General features: G+C 55.6%; 20 protein-coding genes. 11 read left to right on the forward strand and 9 right to left on the reverse strand.

Annotated elements, in window-relative coordinates; all coding sequences use genetic code 11:
* Positions 1-69 precede the first annotated feature (69 nt).
* Both HUF19_RS03370 and HUF19_RS03375 read left to right on the forward strand, forming a co-directional pair.
* Positions 70-849 (forward strand): TIGR01458 family HAD-type hydrolase, encoded by a 780-nt coding sequence (locus HUF19_RS03370; protein ID WP_260998493.1) that lies wholly within the window; start codon positions 70-72, stop codon positions 847-849.
* A 73-nt stretch (positions 850-922) separates the two neighbouring features.
* Entirely contained in the window at positions 923-1,654 is a 732-nt protein-coding gene (locus tag HUF19_RS03375) for a tRNA-uridine aminocarboxypropyltransferase (protein ID WP_260998494.1), read from the forward strand.
* A 15-nt stretch (positions 1,655-1,669) separates the two neighbouring features.
* Here the strand turns inward: HUF19_RS03375 and HUF19_RS03380 are convergent, their stop codons facing one another.
* From HUF19_RS03380 to gpmI, 7 genes are all read right to left on the reverse strand, one after another.
* Positions 1,670-2,404: a substrate-binding periplasmic protein gene (locus HUF19_RS03380; protein WP_260998495.1), complete on the reverse strand. Its 735-nt coding sequence runs from the start codon at positions 2,402-2,404 to the stop codon at positions 1,670-1,672.
* Positions 2,405-2,704: 300 nt separating this feature from the next.
* Positions 2,705-4,126, reverse strand: a complete 1,422-nt coding sequence (locus HUF19_RS03385) for a D-arabinono-1,4-lactone oxidase (RefSeq protein WP_260998496.1) — start codon at positions 4,124-4,126, stop codon at positions 2,705-2,707.
* A 2-nt stretch (positions 4,127-4,128) separates the two neighbouring features.
* Complete coding sequence (locus HUF19_RS03390; protein ID WP_260998497.1) at positions 4,129-4,425, reverse strand: c-type cytochrome; 297 nt, start codon at positions 4,423-4,425, stop codon at positions 4,129-4,131.
* Positions 4,426-4,592: 167 nt separating this feature from the next.
* A complete protein-coding gene (locus HUF19_RS03395; protein WP_260999459.1) occupies positions 4,593-5,462 on the reverse strand; it encodes a divergent polysaccharide deacetylase family protein in 870 nt (289 codons plus the stop codon).
* A 9-nt stretch (positions 5,463-5,471) separates the two neighbouring features.
* On the reverse strand, positions 5,472-6,830 hold the full coding sequence (locus HUF19_RS03400) for a S41 family peptidase (protein ID WP_260998498.1): 1,359 nt from the start codon (positions 6,828-6,830) through the stop codon (positions 5,472-5,474).
* An 81-nt stretch (positions 6,831-6,911) separates the two neighbouring features.
* Positions 6,912-8,036 carry a murein hydrolase activator EnvC family protein gene (locus HUF19_RS03405; protein WP_260998499.1) on the reverse strand — a complete coding sequence of 375 codons (1,125 nt, stop codon included), beginning with the start codon at positions 8,034-8,036 and terminating at the stop codon, positions 6,912-6,914.
* A 1-nt stretch (position 8,037) separates the two neighbouring features.
* Positions 8,038-9,582: a 2,3-bisphosphoglycerate-independent phosphoglycerate mutase gene (gpmI, locus tag HUF19_RS03410; RefSeq protein ID WP_260998500.1), complete on the reverse strand. Its 1,545-nt coding sequence runs from the start codon at positions 9,580-9,582 to the stop codon at positions 8,038-8,040.
* A 535-nt stretch (positions 9,583-10,117) separates the two neighbouring features.
* On the opposite strand from gpmI, the gene HUF19_RS03415 reads away from it, so the two are divergent.
* Positions 10,118-10,531, forward strand: coding sequence for a rhodanese-like domain-containing protein (locus HUF19_RS03415; RefSeq protein WP_260998501.1), 414 nt, complete (start codon positions 10,118-10,120; stop codon positions 10,529-10,531).
* Between the two features lie 39 nt (positions 10,532-10,570).
* Complete coding sequence (secB, locus tag HUF19_RS03420) at positions 10,571-11,044, forward strand: protein-export chaperone SecB (RefSeq protein WP_260998502.1); 474 nt, start codon at positions 10,571-10,573, stop codon at positions 11,042-11,044.
* 97 nt (positions 11,045-11,141) lie between these two features.
* Here the strand turns inward: secB and HUF19_RS03425 are convergent, their stop codons facing one another.
* Together HUF19_RS03425 and trmL are read right to left on the reverse strand one after the other, a co-directional pair.
* Positions 11,142-12,230: a PQQ-dependent sugar dehydrogenase gene (locus HUF19_RS03425; RefSeq protein WP_260998503.1), complete on the reverse strand. Its 1,089-nt coding sequence runs from the start codon at positions 12,228-12,230 to the stop codon at positions 11,142-11,144.
* Positions 12,231-12,245: 15 nt separating this feature from the next.
* Positions 12,246-12,710 carry a tRNA (uridine(34)/cytosine(34)/5-carboxymethylaminomethyluridine(34)-2'-O)-methyltransferase TrmL gene (gene trmL / locus HUF19_RS03430; RefSeq protein WP_260998504.1) on the reverse strand — a complete coding sequence of 155 codons (465 nt, stop codon included), beginning with the start codon at positions 12,708-12,710 and terminating at the stop codon, positions 12,246-12,248.
* A 117-nt stretch (positions 12,711-12,827) separates the two neighbouring features.
* Here trmL and HUF19_RS03435 point away from each other — a divergent pair, with 117 nt between their 5' ends.
* Genes HUF19_RS03435 through HUF19_RS03465 form a run of 7 tightly spaced genes read left to right on the forward strand, consistent with a single transcriptional unit; the run spans position 12,828 to position 19,032 of the window.
* On the forward strand, positions 12,828-13,790 hold the full coding sequence (locus tag HUF19_RS03435; RefSeq protein WP_260998505.1) for a hypothetical protein: 963 nt from the start codon (positions 12,828-12,830) through the stop codon (positions 13,788-13,790).
* The gene (locus HUF19_RS03440) at positions 13,790-14,476 is read left to right on the forward strand and encodes a hypothetical protein (protein WP_260998506.1); all 687 of its coding nucleotides are present in this window, start codon (positions 13,790-13,792) and stop codon (positions 14,474-14,476) included. The genes HUF19_RS03435 and HUF19_RS03440 overlap by 1 nt, the downstream gene beginning before the upstream one ends.
* Entirely contained in the window at positions 14,473-15,150 is a 678-nt protein-coding gene (locus tag HUF19_RS03445; protein WP_260998507.1) for a type II secretion system protein GspM, read from the forward strand. Before HUF19_RS03440 ends, HUF19_RS03445 begins: the two co-directional genes overlap by 4 nt.
* A complete protein-coding gene (locus tag HUF19_RS03450; protein WP_260998508.1) occupies positions 15,143-15,496 on the forward strand; it encodes a hypothetical protein in 354 nt (117 codons plus the stop codon). Before HUF19_RS03445 ends, HUF19_RS03450 begins: the two co-directional genes overlap by 8 nt.
* A gap of 9 nt (positions 15,497-15,505) precedes the next feature.
* Positions 15,506-17,137, forward strand: coding sequence for a pilus (MSHA type) biogenesis protein MshL (gene mshL / locus HUF19_RS03455; RefSeq protein WP_260998509.1), 1,632 nt, complete (start codon positions 15,506-15,508; stop codon positions 17,135-17,137).
* Positions 17,138-18,049 (forward strand): ExeA family protein, encoded by a 912-nt coding sequence (locus tag HUF19_RS03460; RefSeq protein ID WP_260998510.1) that lies wholly within the window; start codon positions 17,138-17,140, stop codon positions 18,047-18,049.
* Positions 18,046-19,032: a tetratricopeptide repeat protein gene (locus HUF19_RS03465; protein WP_260998511.1), complete on the forward strand. Its 987-nt coding sequence runs from the start codon at positions 18,046-18,048 to the stop codon at positions 19,030-19,032. Before HUF19_RS03460 ends, HUF19_RS03465 begins: the two co-directional genes overlap by 4 nt.

Here is a 19,032-nt window from a genome sequence, read left to right on the forward strand (position 1 = left end):
AAACGCAATTCTGCGCCAGCTGTTGTAGGCTGTCTGTGACCGGATTGAGCGACAGGCGGAGGAAGCGTTATGCAGGCGGTTCTCTTTGATATCGATGGTGTGCTGTTATTTAAAGGCGCAGCACTGCCCGGTGCTGCGCAAACCCTGAGTTGGGTGCAGCAGCAGGGCATTCCTTACCGGTTTTTAACCAATACCACCTCCAAACCCGCCAGCCGTATTGCGGCCGATCTGCAGGCCGCCGGTATTGCTGCGCACGAAGCCGATGTTCTGACCCCGCCGATTGCCGCGCGGCTGTGGCTGCAGCAACAGCGCAAGCAGCGTCTGCATGTGCTGTTACCGCAGGCGGTGTACAGCGAATTCGGCATGTTTGAACTGAACGGCGGTGAGGAGGCCGAGGCGCTGGTAATCGGTGATATGGGGACGGGTTTTACCTTTGAGGTGCTGAATCAGGCGTTCCGGGTGCTGATGGCTGATCCTGATATTCCCTTGCTGGCGTTAGGTATGACGCGCTATTTCGCTGCCGCCGATGGGCTGCAGCTGGATGTCGGTCCCTTTGTGAAAGCGCTGGAATACGCGACTGGGCGTGAGGCGCTGGTGATGGGCAAGCCGGCGGCCTCATTTTTTCAGCAGGCCTTAGCGGCACTGAATGTTACGGCAGCGCAAACCCTGATGATCGGTGATGACCGCCTCGGTGATGTGCTGGGCGCTCAGGCCTGTGGCATTCATGGCGCACTGGTGCGTACCGGCAAATACCGGCCGGGTGATGAAGACGCCGACAGTGCCGGATTGCAGCCGCAATACCTGCTGGATTCTGTCGCTGCTTTACCAGAGCTCTGGCGCAGCTTATAGCCGTCTTCGCGTTAGCCCCTGTGCAGGGTAGAATGCGCGCCTTTTCTTTATTCACCTGTGGGTAACAACGCCAATGCATCGTAACTCTGTCGCTGATCTGCGCCTGCAGGAACTGGCGAAATCCCGCCGTGCTTTCCTGGCGCGTGGCAGCAAAACCGTGCGTTGTCCGCAGTGTCTGCTGGGCGTCAGCAATTGCATCTGTGCCGAGCGGCCGGAGGTCAGCAGCCGCAGCGCGTTTGTTTTTATCATGTATCACGGTGAAGTCTTTAAACCGAGCAATACCGGGCGGCTGATTGCCGATGTGGTGGCCGATAATTACGCTTATCAGTGGCAGCGTACCGTGCATGATCCGGAACTGCTGGCGCTGCTGCAGGATGAGCGTTATGCCCCCATTGTGGTATTTCCGCATCAGTATGCGGAGCCTGAACGCTGTATTCACTCTCCGGCGCAGTTGCCAGCCGTGCAGCAGGACAAAATTCCGCTGTTTGTGATGCTCGACGGCACCTGGCGTGAAGCAAAAAAAATGTTCCGCAGCCCCTATCTGCAGACTCTGCCGGTGCTCGGCATTCAGCCGGAAAAAGGCTCAGAATATCAGCTGCGCGAAGCCGCACACCTGCATCAGTTATGCACGGCTGAGGTGGGTGTGGAGGTATTAAAACTGGCCGAAGACCACGCGGCTGCGCAGGCACTGGCAGACTATTTTGCGGTTTTCCGTGAGCGTTATTTAGCCGGTAAAGCCAATATCAATGAGAAACCACAACGGCAGATGAGCACGTTGTTTGGTGCGGAATACGATGGCCGCTGAAGGGCCGGAGTGTATTCAGTTGCTACCGGCCTGTTTGCCGCTGAGGCAGTCACCGCCGTTGAAGCAATAGCTGTCATACGGCCAGTATTTATTCTGATATAACGCTTTGTTCAGGCTGCCATCACGGCGCATCGCTGCCAGTGTCTGCTGTAACGGTTTTACCCATTCCGCCTGTAATGCATGGCGGGCGACATAGAGGTCGGCGCGGGCGGTAAATAATGGCAACGCCAGCTGGATATCTTTGCTGTTTATCCCTGCGCTGTACATGGCAAACAGCAGCGAATGTTCGGTGCTGGCCATCGCATCCAGACGTCCGGCCAGCAGCATTTTCAGCCCTTGCTCAACATCCGTCAGCGCCACGCGGGTAATACCGGGATGGGTATCAAAGGCCTGGCCGTATTTCGAACCACGCACCTGCCCAATAATCTGCCCGCTGAAATCATCCAGTGAGCGGTATTCTTTACTGCCGGCTTTTACCACGATAACGATGCGTTCGTTGAGGACAAATCCCAGCGAGTGGGCAATGCGTTCAGCCTGTGGGCTGACAAACATAACAGCGATGTCAGCGTCGCCTTTTTCAATATCCTGAATTACCCGCGGATAAGGTTCCAGCAGGTTGTTGAATTCAATATTGGCGCGGGCAAACAGAGTATTCTGAAAATCGATCAGAATGCCTTTATTGGCTTTGTCAGAATCAGAAAACCCCCAGGGTTTAACTGTCGAGGTCACAACCAGCGGCGTGCTACGCACTATCTCCGGATTTTCTCCGGCCGCGGGTGTTGATGGCGGCAGGGCGAATAAAAGCGCGGCGGGGAATAATATTCCGAATGCCGGAAAAAAGCTTTTTGATAATAAACGGAATAGCATGAATTTCATCGGCCAAGCTTACCAGAAGAGTGGCGGCGATAAGAAGTAGCCAGCGGCAACAGTCTGTACATAGGGTGTCAGCAGAGAGTGTTAATCCGTAGCGGCGTATTTCCCTGCATAAACAATAAAGCCGGCGGTTGCCGGCTTTATTGTTTATCGCGCGATTATTTACTGCAGTTAAGTTCAGCTGACGCCCAGCGTTGAACGCAGATGGTCATTCAGAAACAGTCCTTGTGGGTCCATTTCTTTGCGTACGCGCAGGAAGTCATTAAAGCGCTCATAACGGGCGGCAAATTCAGCGGCTTTCAGCGTATGAATTTTACCCCAGTGCGGACGGCCGTCGTACTTCCAGAAAATCGGCTCGATTGCGGCAAAGTACTTTTTATAGTCTTTGTCGTGGAAGTTATGGCAGCTGATGGCAAAGCCATCGCGCTTATAAAACGGGCTCAGCCAGACATCGTCGCCTTTAATGTAGCGGGCTTCGATCGGGAAAATCACCGGAATATTCTGCTTTTTAATGGTCTGCAGAATTTCACGCAGACATTGCGGGCCCACTTCAGCCGGCACGGTGTATTCCATTTCGTTAAAACGGATATCACGCAGATTACCGAAAATATCATGTGATCTGCCGTAGCGGGTTTCCGGTTCGACGCCACCGGCACCAAAGTTCACCAGCCAGCTGCGGGCGAACGGCATATAGTCGATCAGGTTCGACATCATGCGGAAGGCTTCATACGCATCGCCGCTTGGCTCAGGCTGATCGGCCGGAATTTCAGACGGATCAATTTTATCGATGGCGATACCGAGCATGTAGTCACTGTGTGGCAGCGCATACATTTCGTAATGGCGGTGAGCATCGCGTAATTCTTCGGCACGTTCCAGACCTTCGTCTTCCGACATCATCCAGCTGTGTTCTTTCAGATAGTAGGCTTTATCGGCATTAATACGGGCTTTGGTTACCACACCCAGTGCGCCCAGGTTGTTACGGGCAGCATTGAACAGATCGGCGTTCTGGCTGGCACTGCACTCCAGAATATCGCCGGCGGCATTGGCAATGCGCAGGGTTTTAACGTGGGTCGACAGGGTGCCAAGGTCTTTACCTGTACCATGGGTCGAGGTCGCCAGCGCGCCGCCAAAGGCCTGGGTGTCGATGTCGGACATATTGATGGTGGATAAACCGTGCTCCCACAGCTTGTCGCCGATCTGCGACAGGCGGGTACCGGCCCAGACATCGGCTTCCATCGCGTCGCTGTCGATGTTCTCGACACCGCGCAGACGCGCCAGCGACAGCAGGGTCTGATTGGTTGGCACCAGCGCGCTGAAACTGTGGCCGGAGCCAACGCTGCGGATTGGCTGGGTGGCATTGCGCAGAATGTTCAGTAATTCATCTTCGTTGCGCGGTACCAGGCGCTCATTCGGCTGGCAGGACTGGTTTCCGGACCAGTTGCTCCACGGCAGCACCCGCTTGCCATCTTTACCAATGATACCCGGGCTTTCCTGGGGTTTGACGCTGGAACTGCAGCCAGCAGTACCGGCGGCAACCAGGCCGGCACCGGCGGCTTTTAACAGATTACGGCGGTTAAGTTGAATACGGTCGAAATTCACGGCTATTGCTCCTGTGCCATATAAAGAATGATGTCTTCCAGATCTTCGGCGCTGCATTCTGCACAGGTGCCCATGGGCGGCATATTGCCGATACCATTAATAGCGTTGTTGACCAGGGTGGTGATGCCCTTGTCGAGCCGGTCTTCCCATTCCGAAGTAAAAGATTGTGGTGCGCCGGAGGCGGCGACAGCGTGACAGGCGGTACAGTAGAGTTCGTACAGTTCTTTGCTGTAGTCATCGGTGGCATTGGCACTGCTGGCGATTACCAGAAGCAGACCTGCGCTGAATTTTTTTATCATTATTTGCCCCTCATAAAATCCCGTTCAGAGTATCCAAAACAAAACGACCGTACAAGTATCGGGGCGTACCAAAACACGGCTATTTACAGTCTTTTACGGTCAGTCATGATCATTTGTGTCCTGACCCGATATAACGGCGCTTTTGCAGCATCCGTTCAGATCTGATTTCAGGGCTGCAGGCTGGCTCCGGAGGTGCGCAGCAGGTAGCGTGACGGTGCCAGCGCCGGGGGTTGCAGAGGCAGCCATAAGCGCTGCTGCAAAAAGTGGTCAATACGGCTGAGGCGTACCTGCCGGGCGTTCAGGTTGGGCAACTCGCGGGCAAGAAAATCCAGCGTCTCGGGATAAGGGTGGCCAATCAGAACCGCATAACCACGGCGTTTGGCCAGCTGCACCGCCTGACGGAACTGACGCTCCAGCGCCTCTGGACGGGTGTCATTATCGAGAAACACATCGCGCTCCAGAGCGGGAATGCCAGCGGCTCTGGCCTGCTGCAGCGCTACGCTTTTCGGACTGGTGAGGCTGTCGACAAAGAACAGTCCCTGTTGCTGCGCGACCTGCATCACCCAGCGCATGGCATCGGGCTTTTGGGTCAGCAGGCTGCCCATATGATTATTCAGCCCCTGTACATGGGGGATGGCCGCCAGACTGCTGGTTAATGTCTGCTGCAGGCTGGCCTGATCCATCTCGCCGGTCAGGGCGCCGGGACCGAGGCGGGCGCCTTTTTCATTGGCCATCGGCGCGTGCAGCAGAATGCCGTGTTGCCGGCTGAAAGCGGCTGCAGCGAGATGAGCGGCATGGGGCGTGTGTGGCAGAAAGGCCAGATTCAGCGGGCCAGGCAGTTCGACGGCGCGTTGCCCGAGCCGCTGGTTGTTACCGATATCATCGAGGATAAGCAATAACTCGGCATAGCCTGCTGTTGTTGCTGCAGTTTCCGGGGCGCGCTTTTGAATGGGTGCTGCATCACCGGTCGGGGAGGCAGCTGCAGCTATCAGACTGAACAGGGTAAACAGGCTGGCCATGGCCAGCCGCGGGAACACAGACAGCAATCAGGCCTCCGGACGAGGGCTGAGGATGGTTACGCCACGCAGCAGGGTGTGGGCTTCATACAGCTGGAAGTCTTTTTTCAGTAATTCGCTGTTTGGATCTTTGTTGTCGTTGTCTGACTTGGCTTTACCGTCTTTGCGGGTCGGGTTGCTCAGGTGGCCGGGAAGATCGGCCTCTTTATAAAAGCGCTGTTCGTAAGGCGTTACTTCGCTTTGTTCAACCCAGATATCCGGCTTGATGCCCTGCGCCTGAATAGAGCGGCCATTGGGGGTGAAATAACGCGCGGTGGTGAGCTTAATGGCACGTTCTTCGGTGATTGGCAGCACACTCTGTACCGAGCCTTTGCCAAACGACTGAGTACCGACGATCACAGCACGCTGATGATCCTGCAGCGCACCGGCGACAATTTCTGATGCTGAAGCCGATCCGCCGTTAATCAGTACCACTACAGGTACGTCGCCGGCGGCCGTGTGGTTGGTGGCAGAATAACTGACTTCGGCGCTTGCTGTGCGGCCCTTGGTGTACACAATCAGGCCCTGACTGATAAAGCTGTCGACCACGTCAACGGCGGCATCGAGAACGCCACCCGGATTATTGCGCAGATCGAGAATAATGCCGTTCAGATTGTCTTTAGCGCGCCAGTCTTCAATGGCAGCGGCCAGCTCGCTGCCGGTGTGTTCCTGAAACTGGGTAATGCGCACATAACCAACGTTACCGCTGAGCATATCGGTGCGCACACTGGCGACTTTGATTTCGGCGCGGGCGAGGGTAAAGGTCAGCAGTTCTTTTTCATTTTTACGGCGGATTTCCAGGGTAATCTCAGAACCCGGAGCACCGCGCATACGTTCAACGGCATCGTTCAGGCTCATGCCCATCACCGCTTCGCCATCCAGCGAAACAATTAAGTCGCCGGCGCGGATACCGGCTTTTTGTGCGGGCGTGTCATCAATCGGGGTAACGACCAGAATCAGGCCATCTTCCTGGCCGACTTCAATGCCGAGACCGCCGAATTTACCTGAGGTATTTTCCTGCAGATCCGAAAATGCCTCCGGCTGCAGGTACGCGGAATGCGGATCAAGGGAGGTAAGCATGCCGTTAATGGCATATTCGAGCAGGGTTTTATCATCCACCTCTTCAACATAGGCGGTGCGGATGCGCTCAAAAATCTCGGTGAAATTACGCAGTTCCTGTAATGGCAGCTGGCCTTGCAGGCGGGCTGCCTGTTCGGCGGCATCACTGGCTGCGGCAGTGTCTTCTGCAGGCTGGGCATTCACCTGAGTCAGGCCCAGCGACAGCACGCAGACCGCAGTACAGGCAAAGCGGGAAACAAGACGCGGGGACGGAACAGCAAATAACGACATGGGAATACTCAATTCAGGTCAATGCGTTGAAGAATGGCACAAAAGTCAGAACCTGTTAAGGCAGCCGCAGCGCCGCTGGCATCAGCGTCTCAGCCAGGCGGCCGGGTCCTGTGGTTTACCTTTATAACGGATCTCAAAATACAGCCCCGGTTCCGCATTGCCACCACTGCGACCGATAGTGGCAATACTGTCACCCTGATTGACCCAGGCGCCGACATCGCGCAGCAGGGTCTGATTATGGGCGTACAGACTGAGATAGCCCTGGCCGTGATCAATAATGGTGATTAAACCAAAACCGCGCAGCCAGTCGGAATACACCACCCGGCCATGGTGAATAGCACGCACCGGCAGTCCTTCCGGGGCGCTCATCACCCAGCCTTCCCAGCGTGTCATGCTGTCGTTGTTACGGTTGCCGAAGGCATACAGTACACGGCCATCAACCGGGCGTGGCAGTTTGCCTCTCAGCGCCGTAATCGGCCGGGCATCTTCTTTACGCGGGCTGTTAACCAGCAGGGTCTGTACTTCGTTAAGCAGGGCTTCCAGACGCTTGCGGTCGGCCTGTTTCTGGCTCAGACGCTGTTGTTCGGTTTTCATCTGCCCGGCGAGTTTAGCCAGTAACTGTTGCTGTTCCTGCTTACGTGCGGCGATTTCGCGGTTTTTACCCAGCAGCTTTTTCTCGGTCTCCAGCAGTTGCTGTTCCTGCTGTGCAATCAGCTCGGCGAGGTTATCCAGCCGTTCAAGTTCGGCCAGAATCTGGTTGATATGCTCAATGCGGGCGTTATTGAAATAACTGAAGTAGCGCAGCATTCGCTGCGCCTGTTGCGGATCGTCCTGATTAAGCAGCAGCTTAAGCGGCCCTTCTGAGCCGATACGCTGCGCGGCGCGCAGCTGCTCAGCGAGGTGCAGGCGATGTTTGTCCTGTAACTGACGGAGCTGTCCCTGCTCCTGTCTGAGCTTTTTTAGGCGGTCTTTCTCCTCCTGCAGGCGGGCACGGGTCTGCTCGATCTGCTTGCTCAGCTCAGCAATGTCTTTATCCGATTTACGCAGCGCGTCGTTCAGCTGGCTGTACTCATCTTTTGCTGAGTTCAGCCATTGTTCGAGCTTGGCAATTTCGGTTTTCAGCGCATCCAGTTTCGCTTCGTCGTCGGCGTGAGCCGGCAAACACAACAGCGCCAGGCAGAAGCCGCTCAGCAACAGTGATTTCATATCAGTTGCCGTAGCTGACCAGACTGTTGCCGTCCATTTCTGCCGGCTGCTCCAGACCCATCATGCTCAGCAGGGTTGGTGACACGTCACACAGACGACCCGGATTCAGCTGTACGGCTTCGGCGCGGTCGTGCACGTAGATCAGGTTAACCGGACCTGTGGTGTGCTGGGTCATGGCTTCGCCATTGTCATCCAGCATCTGCTCAGCGTTGCCGTGGTCGGCGGTGATCAGGCATTCGCCACCCACTTCCAGCAGGGCATCGGTCACGCGCTTAATGCATTCATCGATGCACTCGGCGGCTTTTACCGCGGCGTCGTAAACGCCGGTATGACCAACCATATCGCCGTTGGCGTAGTTGCAGACGATCAGATCGAATTCGCGGTTTTTAATGGCAGCGACCAGTTTGTCGGTCACTTCCGGGGCGCTCATCTCAGGCTGCAGATCATAGGTGGCTACATCCGGGGATTTCACCAGAATGCGGGTTTCGCCGGCGTATTCTTCTTCGCGGCCACCGGAGAAGAAGAAGGTAACGTGGGCGTATTTTTCGGTTTCGGCAATGCGCAGCTGGGTCAGGCCCAGATTGGATACGTATTCGCCAATGCCGTTGCTCAGCGTGGCCGGCGGGAAGGCACAGCTGGCTTTAATATCGGCGGCGTATTCGGTCAGCATGACAAAGTCGGCTAACTGCGGACGGGCAGCGCGTGCAAAGCCTTTGAACTCATCGCCGGAGACAAAGGCGCGGGTCAGTTCGCGGGCGCGGTCAGGGCGGAAATTAAAGAAGATAACGGAATCGTTATCCTGCACACGGCCGTCGGCACCTTCAATGACGGTGGCTTTCACGAACTCGTCGTTTTCGTCACGGCTATAAGCATTGGCCAGAGCTTCGCTGGCGGAGGCGGCGCGGAATTCGGCGCTGCCCAGCGTCATGGCATCGTAGCCGGCCTGTACCCGTTCCCAGCGGTTATCGCGGTCCATTGAGAAGAAGCGGCCGATCACCGTTGCGATCTGGCCATTACCCAGACGGGCAAAGGTGTCTTCAATTTTTTTGATGGAAGGTGCGGCAGAGCGTGGTGGCATATCGCGGCCATCAAGAATGGCGTGCACATAGGCGCGCTCAGCGCCACGGGCTTTGGCCATTTCCAGCAGCGCCACCAGATGGTCTTCATGGCTGTGCACACCGCCCGGTGACAGCAGACCGGTAAAGTGTACGGCACCGCCTTTGGCAACGGCTTTGTCGATGGCGGCACAGAGCGCTTCGTTCTGCGCCAGCTCGTTGTCTTTGATGGCTTTGTTGATGCGGGTGAAATTCTGGTAAACGATGCGTCCGGCACCCAGATTCATATGGCCCACTTCGGAGTTACCCATCTGGCCGTCGGGCAGGCCCACGGCTTCGCCGGAGGTCTGGATCAGTACGTTAGGGTACTGCTTGAGCAGACGGTCCCAGGTAGGGGTATTGGCGTTGGCAATGGCGTTGTTGGCGGTTTCTTCACGATAGCCCCAGCCATCGAGAATGATCAGAGCAGTAGGTACAGGACGCGATTTCATTAAAACAGACTCGGTTACGTTGCCACGAAAGTCCGCCATTGTACCTAAAAAACACGGCGTTCGTCGCCCTGCTGAGCAGGCAAAAATCGTGCTCAGCCATTGATTTTATCTCTTGCCGCGATAGTGCCGGCGGCAGGTCTTGTTTTCTGGCCTTCTTTGCTGAGGTAAACAGTCCGGTGGTTGCGCAGGTGGCAGGCGTTGTGTTCTGGCCTTCTTTGCTGAGGTAAACAGTCCGGTGGTTGTGCAGGTGGCAGGCGTTGTGTTCTGGCCTTCTTTGCTGAGGTAAACAGTCCGGTGGTTGTGCAGGTGGCAGGCGTTGTGTTCTGGCCTTCTTTGCTGAGGTAAACAGTCCGGTGGTTGCGCAGGTGGCAGGCGTTGTGTTCTGGCCTTCTTTGCTGAGGTAAACAGTCCGGTGGTTGTGCAGGTGGCAGGCGTTGTGTTCTGGCCTTCTTTGCTGAGGTAAACAGTCCGGTGGTTCCGCAGGCAGGCAGGCGTTATACTGCCGCCTTCTTTTTTCCACTGATGATGAGTAGTTATGGATCGTCTGTTTGAATTTGTGGGCAACCACCTTGAGCTGGTGGCTATCTGGGGTGTGTTTCTGGCTGCTCTGCTGTGGGACAACAGCCGCCGCAGCGGCCAGACGGTTTCGACTGCTCAGGCCACGTTAATGATCAATAAAGAAAACGCTGTCGTGCTGGATATCCGCGACAAGAAAGATTTCAGCGCTGGCCATCTGGCCAATGCCATGAACATTCCGTACAGCAATCTGGCCAGCCGCCTGAATGAACTGGATGCTCATAAAGAGCGGCCGATCATTCTGGTGTGCAAGACCGGCCAGACTGTCGGTGTGGCAGGCAAGATGCTGCGCGAAAAGGGCTTCAACGCTGTGCGCCTGAGTGGCGGCATGATGGAGTGGACCAATCAGAACCTGCCGGTGGTACGCAGCTGAGGCTGCTCCGGCGCATAATAATCAGAAGGACATTACGACATGGCCGACAATCAACAGCCGCAGTTTGCGCTGCAACGTATCTACATTAAGGATGCTTCATTTGAAGCGCCAAACTCACCGCAGGCGTTCACCAAAGAGTGGAAGCCGGAGATCAAACTGGATCTGAACAGCGGTGCGCGTAAGCTCGACGATAACCATTACGAAGTGTCTGTTAAGGTCACTGTTACTGCGACCAATGACGGCGAAACCGCTTTTCTGGTTGAGCTGGTGCAGGCCGGACTGTTTGCCATGGTGAACATCCCTGAGCAGCAGCTGAAGCCGATGCTGGGTGCTATGTGCCCGAACATCCTGTTCCCTTACCTGCGTGAAAGCATCGACAGCCTGGTGGTGAAAGGTGGCTTCCCGGCACTGATGCTGGCACCGATTAACTTCGATGCCCTGTTCCAGCAGCGTATGCAGCAGGAAGCTCAGCAGGCTCAGGCAGAACCTGCCGAGCAGGAAACCACTCACTGAGCTGAGTGGCTTCCCTTGCGCAGATGATTCTGCGCAGCATAAATAAAGGCCGCAACCCGTCAGGGTGCGGCCTTTGTTGTTTATGGACGCGGCCGCTTTAATAGCGCAGCAGGCGGCCGCTGTCGGTAGCGATATAGAGTTTGCCGCTGCTGTCGGTTGCCAGTGCTCTCATGCGTTCGTTCAGGTCGGTCAGCAGCCGTTCTTCTGCCACGGCCTGTGGCTGGCTCGGGGTTCCGCCCAGTGTGATGCGATTCAGGTGGGTTAATTTAAGCGCCCCGGCTAACAGGTTGCCCTGCCATTGCGGGTGGGCTTTTCCCTGATAAAACAGCAATGAACCGGGCGCGATTGACGGGTCGTACATCTTGACCGGATCGGTCATATCCGGGCGGCTGCGGGCTTCGCCGACATACATCGGGTTCCAGTATTCCTTGCCCCACGATACAACCGGCCAGCCGTAGTTATGGCCTTTTATGATGAGATTGATTTCATCTCCGCCGCGCGGCCCATGCTCAATCGCCCACAGACGCTGGTTAGCTGCATCGTAGGCCAGGCCCTGCGGATTGCGGTGTCCGTAACTCCAGATCTCTGCCAGGGCTCCGGGTTTATTGATAAAGGGATTGTCGGCGGGGATATTGCCGTTACGGGTCAGGCGCAGAATTTTTCCGGCGTGGGTCGTCAGGCGCTGGCCGTTGTCACGCTCGCCTCTGTCGCCGATGCTGAAAAATACGTGTTGTTCATCGAAGGCAATGCGGCTGCCAAAATGCTGACCACTGTTACTTGCCGACTGGCTGATCAGCAGTGTCTGCCAGTCTGTAAGGTGCAGAGGGCGCTGGCTGACATCAAGACGGGCCCGCCCCAGAGCGGTGGCGGCCCGCCCCTCTGGCAGGGGCGCACTCCAGGTGAAATAAATCCAGCCGCCCGGCTGATAGTCGGCGGCCACGGCAACATCCAGCAGACCTCCCTGACCATCGGACCATACCTTTGGTGCTCCCTGTACCCTGTGTAATTGCCGTTGTCCGGCGTCGAACAATTTAAGCTGGCCGCTGCGCTCACTGATCAACAGCTGGCCGGGAGCGACAAAAGCCATACCCCAGGGGCGGCTGAGCTTATCAGTGAGTACTTCGTGGGTGCTTGCTGCATGCAGCAGCGGAGTGAGAAGGGTAGCGATCAGCAGCAGGAATTTCATGGCGGTACTCCCGGATCAGGAGCCGCCAGTATACCCAAGTTGCCGCCAGGCTTCATAAACCATCACCGCCACCGCATTGGACAGGTTCATACTGCGGCTGTCGGGCATCATCGGTAATCGCAGCCAGTGTTCAAACGGCAGACTCATGCGCACATCTTCCGGTAAGCCACGGGTTTCCGGGCCAAACATCAGGTAGTCGCCAGCGCTGAAGGCGACGTCGGAATGGGTGCGGCGGCCCTTGGTGGTCAGGGCAAACAGGCGCTGTGGCTGTTCGGCTGCGAGAAAGGCGTCATAGTTGGGGTGGATTTTTACGCTGGCCCATTCGCTGTAGTCCAGTCCGGCGCGGCGCAGGCTCTTTTCTTCCATATTGAAGCCCAGGGGTTCAATCAGATGCAGCCGGCAGCCGGTGTTGGCGCACAGGCGGATGATATTGCCGGTATTGGGCGGAATTTCGGGTTCGAACAGAACGATATTAAACATAGTGCCTGGCCTTAAAAGCAGGCGCGCATTATAGGTGTGAATACCGACCGCTGGCCATCCTGCGCCAGAATCATGGTCTACACTCTCTTTAGATTATTTTGTTTTAAAGAGGTGGCAATGCGCTGGCCCTGGCAGAAAAAAAGTCTTCAGGATTCACGCTGTCTGGGCATCGAACTGCATCAGGGTAAGGGCTTTGCTGTGTTGCGTGAAGCCGGGGTGGTGCGGGAATGTTACCGTCCGGCGGAAACCGATCAGGGGCTGGATGGTCTGGCGACCTGGATTGCCGCACAGCAGTTGCGGGGTGTCAGCACCGTATTGTCACTGGATGCGCTGGACTATGAGTTACATCTGGTTGAGGCACCGGCGGTGAGTGATGACGAACTCGCGGATGCGCTGCGTTTCCGTATGCGTGATCTGCTGCCACAGGGCGCGGAGAAGAAAGTTATTCAGGGCTTTCGTCTGCCGGCGGATGCTTATCGCCGGCGACTGGAAATGGCCTTTGCGGCGGTTATTGATCACCGCCGAGTTAAAGATCTTGTGCGCTGGTGTGAACAGCAGGAGCTGGCTTTGCACAGCATCACCATTCCCGAGCTCAGTCTGTTGCATCTGGTTGCGGAGGTCGCTCCGGAAACCGCCGTTGGCGTGCTGCGGCTGGATGCCGAAGACGGCATGATTTACCTCTACCGTGATGGCGGTCTTTATCTTTCGCGCCGCCTGAATACCGGTACTCAGAGTCTGGGGGGACATGCCGTCGCTGAGGGGGGATTCAGCCTGGAAAGCGACAGTCGTATTGATGCTCTGGCGCTGGATATTCAGCGCTCGCTGGATTATTTCGACAGCCAGCTGGGGATGGGCATGGTCGGACAAATCTGGGTTCTGGTGCCGGACAATGCGGATGTCAGTGAGCTGTTACCTGAGCTGGAGCGCAGTGTGAATATTCCGGTCCGCAGTCTGCTGCTGGACTCCGTTGCCCGCCAGCAGGGAGGTGAAGATCTGACTGCATCTCTCGCCATTGCTCTGGGCAATGCCCTGTTAATTGAACAGGGCAGGGCGGCAACCGCCGCCGGGAAGGTGGCCTGATGACCTGGCAGATTCAGCAGCGGGTTAACTTTTATATCGAGGAGTTCCGCCCTCCCGCTTTACCGCAGAATATCCGCCGTCTGTTACTGCAGCTGGCCGCCAGTGCTGCGCTGATGTTGCTGCTGACGCTGCTGCTTTTGGGGTATCTGCAATGGCTGCACTACCAACAGCAGCAGGAAAACCAGCGCTTTGAATTACTGAGCAGCCAGCTGCAGGAAGAAATTGCCCGCCATCCGCCGCTGGTGGCCGATAGTGGCTTGCAGCAACAGCTGGAACAGGCGCGGATGCAGTTGGCAGCCAGCCAGAAAATTCTCTTTTATCTCGGCCGTGAGCAGTTGCAGCAGAGCCAGTCTTTTACACCGCTGATTGCTCAGCTGGGCGAACAGCAGGTGCGGGGGGTATGGCTGCAGGGGTTCCGTGTGAGCGACGCCGGGCAGCAGGTCAGGCTTGAAGGTTTTGTTGATGAGCCGGAAAAGTTGTCGCGCTATGTCACAGAGTTGCTGCAGCGCAGCGCTTATAGCGGTAAATCATTCAGTCAGATTGATGTACGGCGCAGCGGTCAGCGCTGGCTCAGTTTTGTACTGGACACCGCAGCGCCGGCGCCGGATGAAGAAACGGCTGTTACCCCGTTGCAGAAAAAACTTTCCCGTCTGCAGTCACAGGCCGGTAGCGGAGATGGCTTATGAGCCTGCGTAATCAGCAAGCGTGGTGGCGTCACCCGTCCGCAGAGAAACTGATCAGGGCGTACAACAAACTGTTACCACGCGAACAGATTCTGCTGCAGATCATTCTGCACAGTGTCGTCGTTGCATTGTTTGCCCTACTGCTGCTGGAGCCTGTCTGGCAGCGCAGTGAAATTCTGCAGCAGGCGATTTCCGGCCAGCAGCAACAGATCCGCCAGTCAGAAGGGCAGCTGCAACAACTGCAACAACAGGCGGTTAACGATCCCAACCAACCATTACGCGATGAGCTGGCGCGTCTGCAGGTACAGCAGGGTGATATGAATCTGCGTATCTCCAGACTGACGGATGCCCTGGTGTCACCGGCGCAGATGGTGCCTTTACTGGAGCAGATGCTGAAGCAGGATAAACGTCTGCAGCTGAAAAGCCTGGTGAATCTGCCGCGCGAACGGCTCGGTCTGGGCGAAGAGTTTGCCGATGTGCAGCTCTACCGTCACGGACTGCGCCTGACTCTGAGCGCCAGTTACGACGGTCTGCTGAGGTATCTGCAACGACTGGATGCCATGCCATGGCGGCTGTTCTGGCAGGAGCTTGATTTTACCGTGGAGCAGCATCCGCAGGGGGAACTGACACTTGAGGTGTACACCCTGAGCATGCGCGAGGAGGTTCTGGGTGGCTGATACTGTTGTTCTGATAAAGGGTTTTTACCGCTTACGGTTACTGCTGGCGGTGTTTGCCATGCAGTCTCCGGCGCTGGTGCTGGCCGCCGACCCGACGCAGCCACCACCCTGGCTGCAACAGGCTCCGGTCAGAACGGAGACGGTTGAGACTCCTTTAGTGGTGCAGCAGATCCTGATCCGCGAGGGTGATAACCGTGCGGTGATCAATGGCCAGTTGGTGCGAAGCGGCGATGTTGTTGACGGGGCTCAGGTTATGACGATTTCTGCGGATAAAGTCGTGGTGAAAATCCGGCAAAAACGGCGCGAACTGTCTTTACTTGTTAATACACGACGTATTTCTGAATAGGTGCTTATTTTGTCAGCTGTTATTGCACGTTGCTCTGCCTTTTGGCGCATATTCTCTCTGCTGACTCTGGCATCTTTACTGCCGGGGTTAAGTGGTTGTGCTGCGCCGGCTGCGAAAGAGCAGCGCGAGCAAGAGACAGATAATGCGCTGCTGCTGCAAACCGAAAATGTGTCTGTGCCGGACAGTCTGGATCTGCAGCAATTATTGCCGCCACTGGATCAGCCACCAGAGGCTGCGCCACAGCGTTTTGATGTATTGGCTGATCGCACCCCGGCGACCGCATTTTTCAACAGTCTGATTGACGGAACCGGTTATAACCTGGTGGTTCACCCGGGTGTCAGTGGTGAAATCAGCCTGAATTTAAAAGACGTTACCCTGCTGCAAACATTGCAGGCGGTACGCGATATTTATGGTTTTGATTTTGTGCAGTCCGCTTATGGCGTACAGATTTTACCGCGTCAGCAGCAGACGCGGATTTTCCCGATTAATTATCTCAACGTAAAACGCGCCGGCCGCTCCGGTATGCATGTCAGCAGCGGTCAGGTGACATCGACCGACTCGCGCCAGAGCAGTACCCAGACCAATACCACGACCTCTGGCAGCAGCTCGCAGACCATTAACAGCAGTGAGGTGGGAACCGAGTCCAGTACCGATTTCTGGCAGGGGCTGAAAAATACCCTGCAACTGATGCTGGCCCAGGAAACGGATGCGCAGGTGGTGGTGGATGCTCACGCCGGTATTGTGGTGGTAAAAGCCATGCCGGGGACGCTCAATCATATTGCCAGTTATCTGGAAAAAGCCGAATTAAGCGTGCAGAAACAAGTATTAATCGAGGCGAAAATCGTTGAAGTAACCCTGAGTGATGGTTTTCAGTCAGGCATTAACTGGTCAGCATTTGGCGGAAAAAATTACCGCGGCACAACCTATTCATCCGATAACAGCCTGAGTTCCGCTGCGCTGGAAAATACCGACCTGATAGAAGGTATTTTTACCGCCAATTTTGCGTTAGGTGATTTCACTGGCGCCCTGCAGTTATTGCGTACGCAGGGGGATGTAAAAGTTTTATCCAGCCCGCGTATTGCTACAGTGAATAATCAGAAAGCAGTAATCAAAGTCGGCTCAGACGAATTCTTTGTGACCAATGTCACCAATACAACCACCTCCACGACCACCGGCAGTTCGAATACCCCGGATATCGAATTAACGCCATTTTTCTCCGGTATTGCTCTTGATGTGACGCCACAGATTGGTTCCGATCAGGAAGTGACATTGCATGTACACCCGACGGTGACGGAAGTGGAAGAAAAAATTAAAACCGTACAGCTGAATAACGATGACTACACCCTGCCGCTTGCCTATAGCACCGTGCGTGAAACGGATTCGATTGTCCGTGCCCGCTCAGGTCAGGTGGTGGTGATTGGCGGTCTGATGCAGAACCGTAAAGTGCGTACCGATGCCAGCGTTCCCTGGTTGGGAAATATTCCCCTGTTAGGCTGGTTCTTCCGTCAGACCCGGGAAGAAATGGTACAGAGTGAGCTGGTTATTCTGATTCAGCCCAAAGTAATTGATTCTGCGCTGAGCCGTGAACAGGTAGATGAGCTTAACAGGCGCTATTCGCGGCTGATGCCAGCCCGGAGGTAAATGATGGAGATGACCCGGCTTAGTCGTGCCTGCGAGCAATATTATGGTCTGCAACAGTCTCCTTTTGGTCTGACTCCCAACACCGAATTTTATGTTGAATTGCCCAGCCAGCAGCAGGCGTTTGAGTTGTTGCTGTTTGCGCTGTCATCCGGTGAAGGCTTTATTAAAATTACCGGCGAAGTGGGAACCGGAAAGACATTACTCTGCCGGCGTTTACTCAACTCCCTCGCGGCTGACAATATCTGCAGTGCGTATATTCCCAATCCGGCGCTGAGTGCTGAGGGGCTGTGGCGGGCGATTGCGCGCGAACTCGGCTTAAACAGCGACGATAAAAGCGAACTTCAGGTGCAGGAAGATATTCAGCAGCGACTGTTGCAGTTTGCCCTGACCGGGCAGCCAGTGACGCTGATTATTGACGAAGCTCAGTGTATGCCGGACGACACGCTGGAAGCGCTGCGGCTGATTTCTAATCTGGAAACCGAGCGTCAGAAACTGGTGCAGATTGTGTTGTTCGGTCAGCCAGAACTGAATGTCACTCTGGCCAAGCCTCGCTTCCGTCAGTTGTTGCAGCGCATTACCTACAGCGCTGATTTAGGCCCACTGAATAACAGTGAAGCCTTAGCGGTTTATCTGCAGCAGCGTCTGAGCATCGCCGGTTACCGCGGTATGCCACTGTTTCAGACATCGGCACTTAAGCATTTATGGCAGGCCAGCCGTGGTATTCCGCGACTGGTTAATATTCTTGCGGCCAAAACATTGCTGGTGGGGTACGGCAATGGCAGCCGTCAGCTGGAGTCACACCATGTTGCCCGTGCCGTGGCTGATACCGAAGGTGCTTATCCGGCACCTCCTGATTGGTCCTGGTTGCGTTTTACCACTCTGTTTGCGGCTGTGCTTCTGGTGCTGATATGAGTCTGTTGCATCAGGTTCTGCAGGATATTGATAAGCGCGACGCTGACAGACTTATGTTGCCGCCGTCTCTGCAACTGGACGATTCGGCTTCCGGCCTCAACCCGGCGACAGAGTACTCCTCTGCGGTTTTTCCCGCACATCCGCGTTACCGCCGCTATCAGCCACTGTTTTGGTTATTGTTAGTGTTAACGCTGGGAATCTTTTTTTTATCGGATGATTTCTCCGGAAATCCGGAAAATTCTTCGGATTTACCGGGCTTTATTGACCGTCAGGCTCAGTCTGATTCTGCCAGTATTTCGCTGAAAAACAGTGCGCCGGCAAATAGCAAACAAAGTACGGCGGATTTAAACCCGGAAAAGCCCTTGTCGTCTGAGCAACCAGTGTCTTCAGTTCCCCCGGTGCTTACCGAGAAAACCATGCCTGCAGAAAGAACGCTGCCAGAGCAATCAACACCAGCCGAAGCCTCCGGCCAAAAAGCGCCAGCAAAAGAACCGGAGTTAAATCGTAATGTGTCGGTTGTGCGCAGCGACCAGCAGGCACAGGAATACTACCTGCAGGCAATGGATGAGCTGAGCCGTAAGCAATTTTCACCGGCGCTGGAGCATATTGATCAGGCGCTGGCCTTAACAGTTCGCGATGATTATCTGGCGATAAAATTGCGTATTTATCTGGAACAGAAGGAGCAGGAAAAATTTCTGCAGTTGTATGCCACGCACGCCTCCGTTCTTCATCCTTACTGGCTGGCCGTAGCCGCACCGGGTTTACACCTGTTCGGACGTTATGACGATGCCGCACGTGTTTATCAGCAGTTGATTCTCGCGCAGCCTGAAATTGTCAACTGGCCGCTGGCACTGGCGCAGGCGCTGCATTCGGCCGGACGTAATCAACAGGCGCGCAGTGTGCTGGAAAATCTGTATCAGCAGAATCGCCTGACCCCGGAGCAGAAGCGCTGGGTTGAGCAACGACTGAAAAATCTAAGGTAA

Source organism: Thalassolituus hydrocarboniclasticus (genome assembly GCF_025345565.1).
GTDB lineage: Bacteria > Pseudomonadota > Gammaproteobacteria > Pseudomonadales > Oceanobacteraceae > Venatoribacter > Venatoribacter hydrocarboniclasticus.

Bases quoted from the DNA above. Each gene is read 5' to 3' on its own strand.
- HUF19_RS03445 (WP_260998507.1), top strand. From the start codon at position 14,473: ATGAGCCTGCGTAATCAGCAAGCGTGGTGGCGTCACCCGTCCGCAGAG.
- HUF19_RS03405 (WP_260998499.1), bottom strand. From the start codon at position 8,036: ATGAAATCACTGTTGCTGAGCGGCTTCTGCCTGGCGCTGTTGTGTTTG.
- HUF19_RS03370 (WP_260998493.1), top strand. From the start codon at position 70: ATGCAGGCGGTTCTCTTTGATATCGATGGTGTGCTGTTATTTAAAGGC.
- HUF19_RS03400 (WP_260998498.1), bottom strand. From the start codon at position 6,830: ATGTCGTTATTTGCTGTTCCGTCCCCGCGTCTTGTTTCCCGCTTTGCC.
- HUF19_RS03460 (WP_260998510.1), top strand. From the start codon at position 17,138: ATGATGGAGATGACCCGGCTTAGTCGTGCCTGCGAGCAATATTATGGT.
- HUF19_RS03415 (WP_260998501.1), top strand. From the start codon at position 10,118: ATGGATCGTCTGTTTGAATTTGTGGGCAACCACCTTGAGCTGGTGGCT.
- gpmI (WP_260998500.1), bottom strand. From the start codon at position 9,582: ATGAAATCGCGTCCTGTACCTACTGCTCTGATCATTCTCGATGGCTGG.
- HUF19_RS03465 (WP_260998511.1), top strand. From the start codon at position 18,046: ATGAGTCTGTTGCATCAGGTTCTGCAGGATATTGATAAGCGCGACGCT.
- HUF19_RS03425 (WP_260998503.1), bottom strand. From the start codon at position 12,230: ATGAAATTCCTGCTGCTGATCGCTACCCTTCTCACTCCGCTGCTGCAT.
- HUF19_RS03440 (WP_260998506.1), top strand. From the start codon at position 13,790: ATGACCTGGCAGATTCAGCAGCGGGTTAACTTTTATATCGAGGAGTTC.
- trmL (WP_260998504.1), bottom strand. From the start codon at position 12,710: ATGTTTAATATCGTTCTGTTCGAACCCGAAATTCCGCCCAATACCGGC.
- secB (WP_260998502.1), top strand. From the start codon at position 10,571: ATGGCCGACAATCAACAGCCGCAGTTTGCGCTGCAACGTATCTACATT.
- HUF19_RS03435 (WP_260998505.1), top strand. From the start codon at position 12,828: ATGCGCTGGCCCTGGCAGAAAAAAAGTCTTCAGGATTCACGCTGTCTG.
- HUF19_RS03390 (WP_260998497.1), bottom strand. From the start codon at position 4,425: ATGATAAAAAAATTCAGCGCAGGTCTGCTTCTGGTAATCGCCAGCAGT.
- HUF19_RS03375 (WP_260998494.1), top strand. From the start codon at position 923: ATGCATCGTAACTCTGTCGCTGATCTGCGCCTGCAGGAACTGGCGAAA.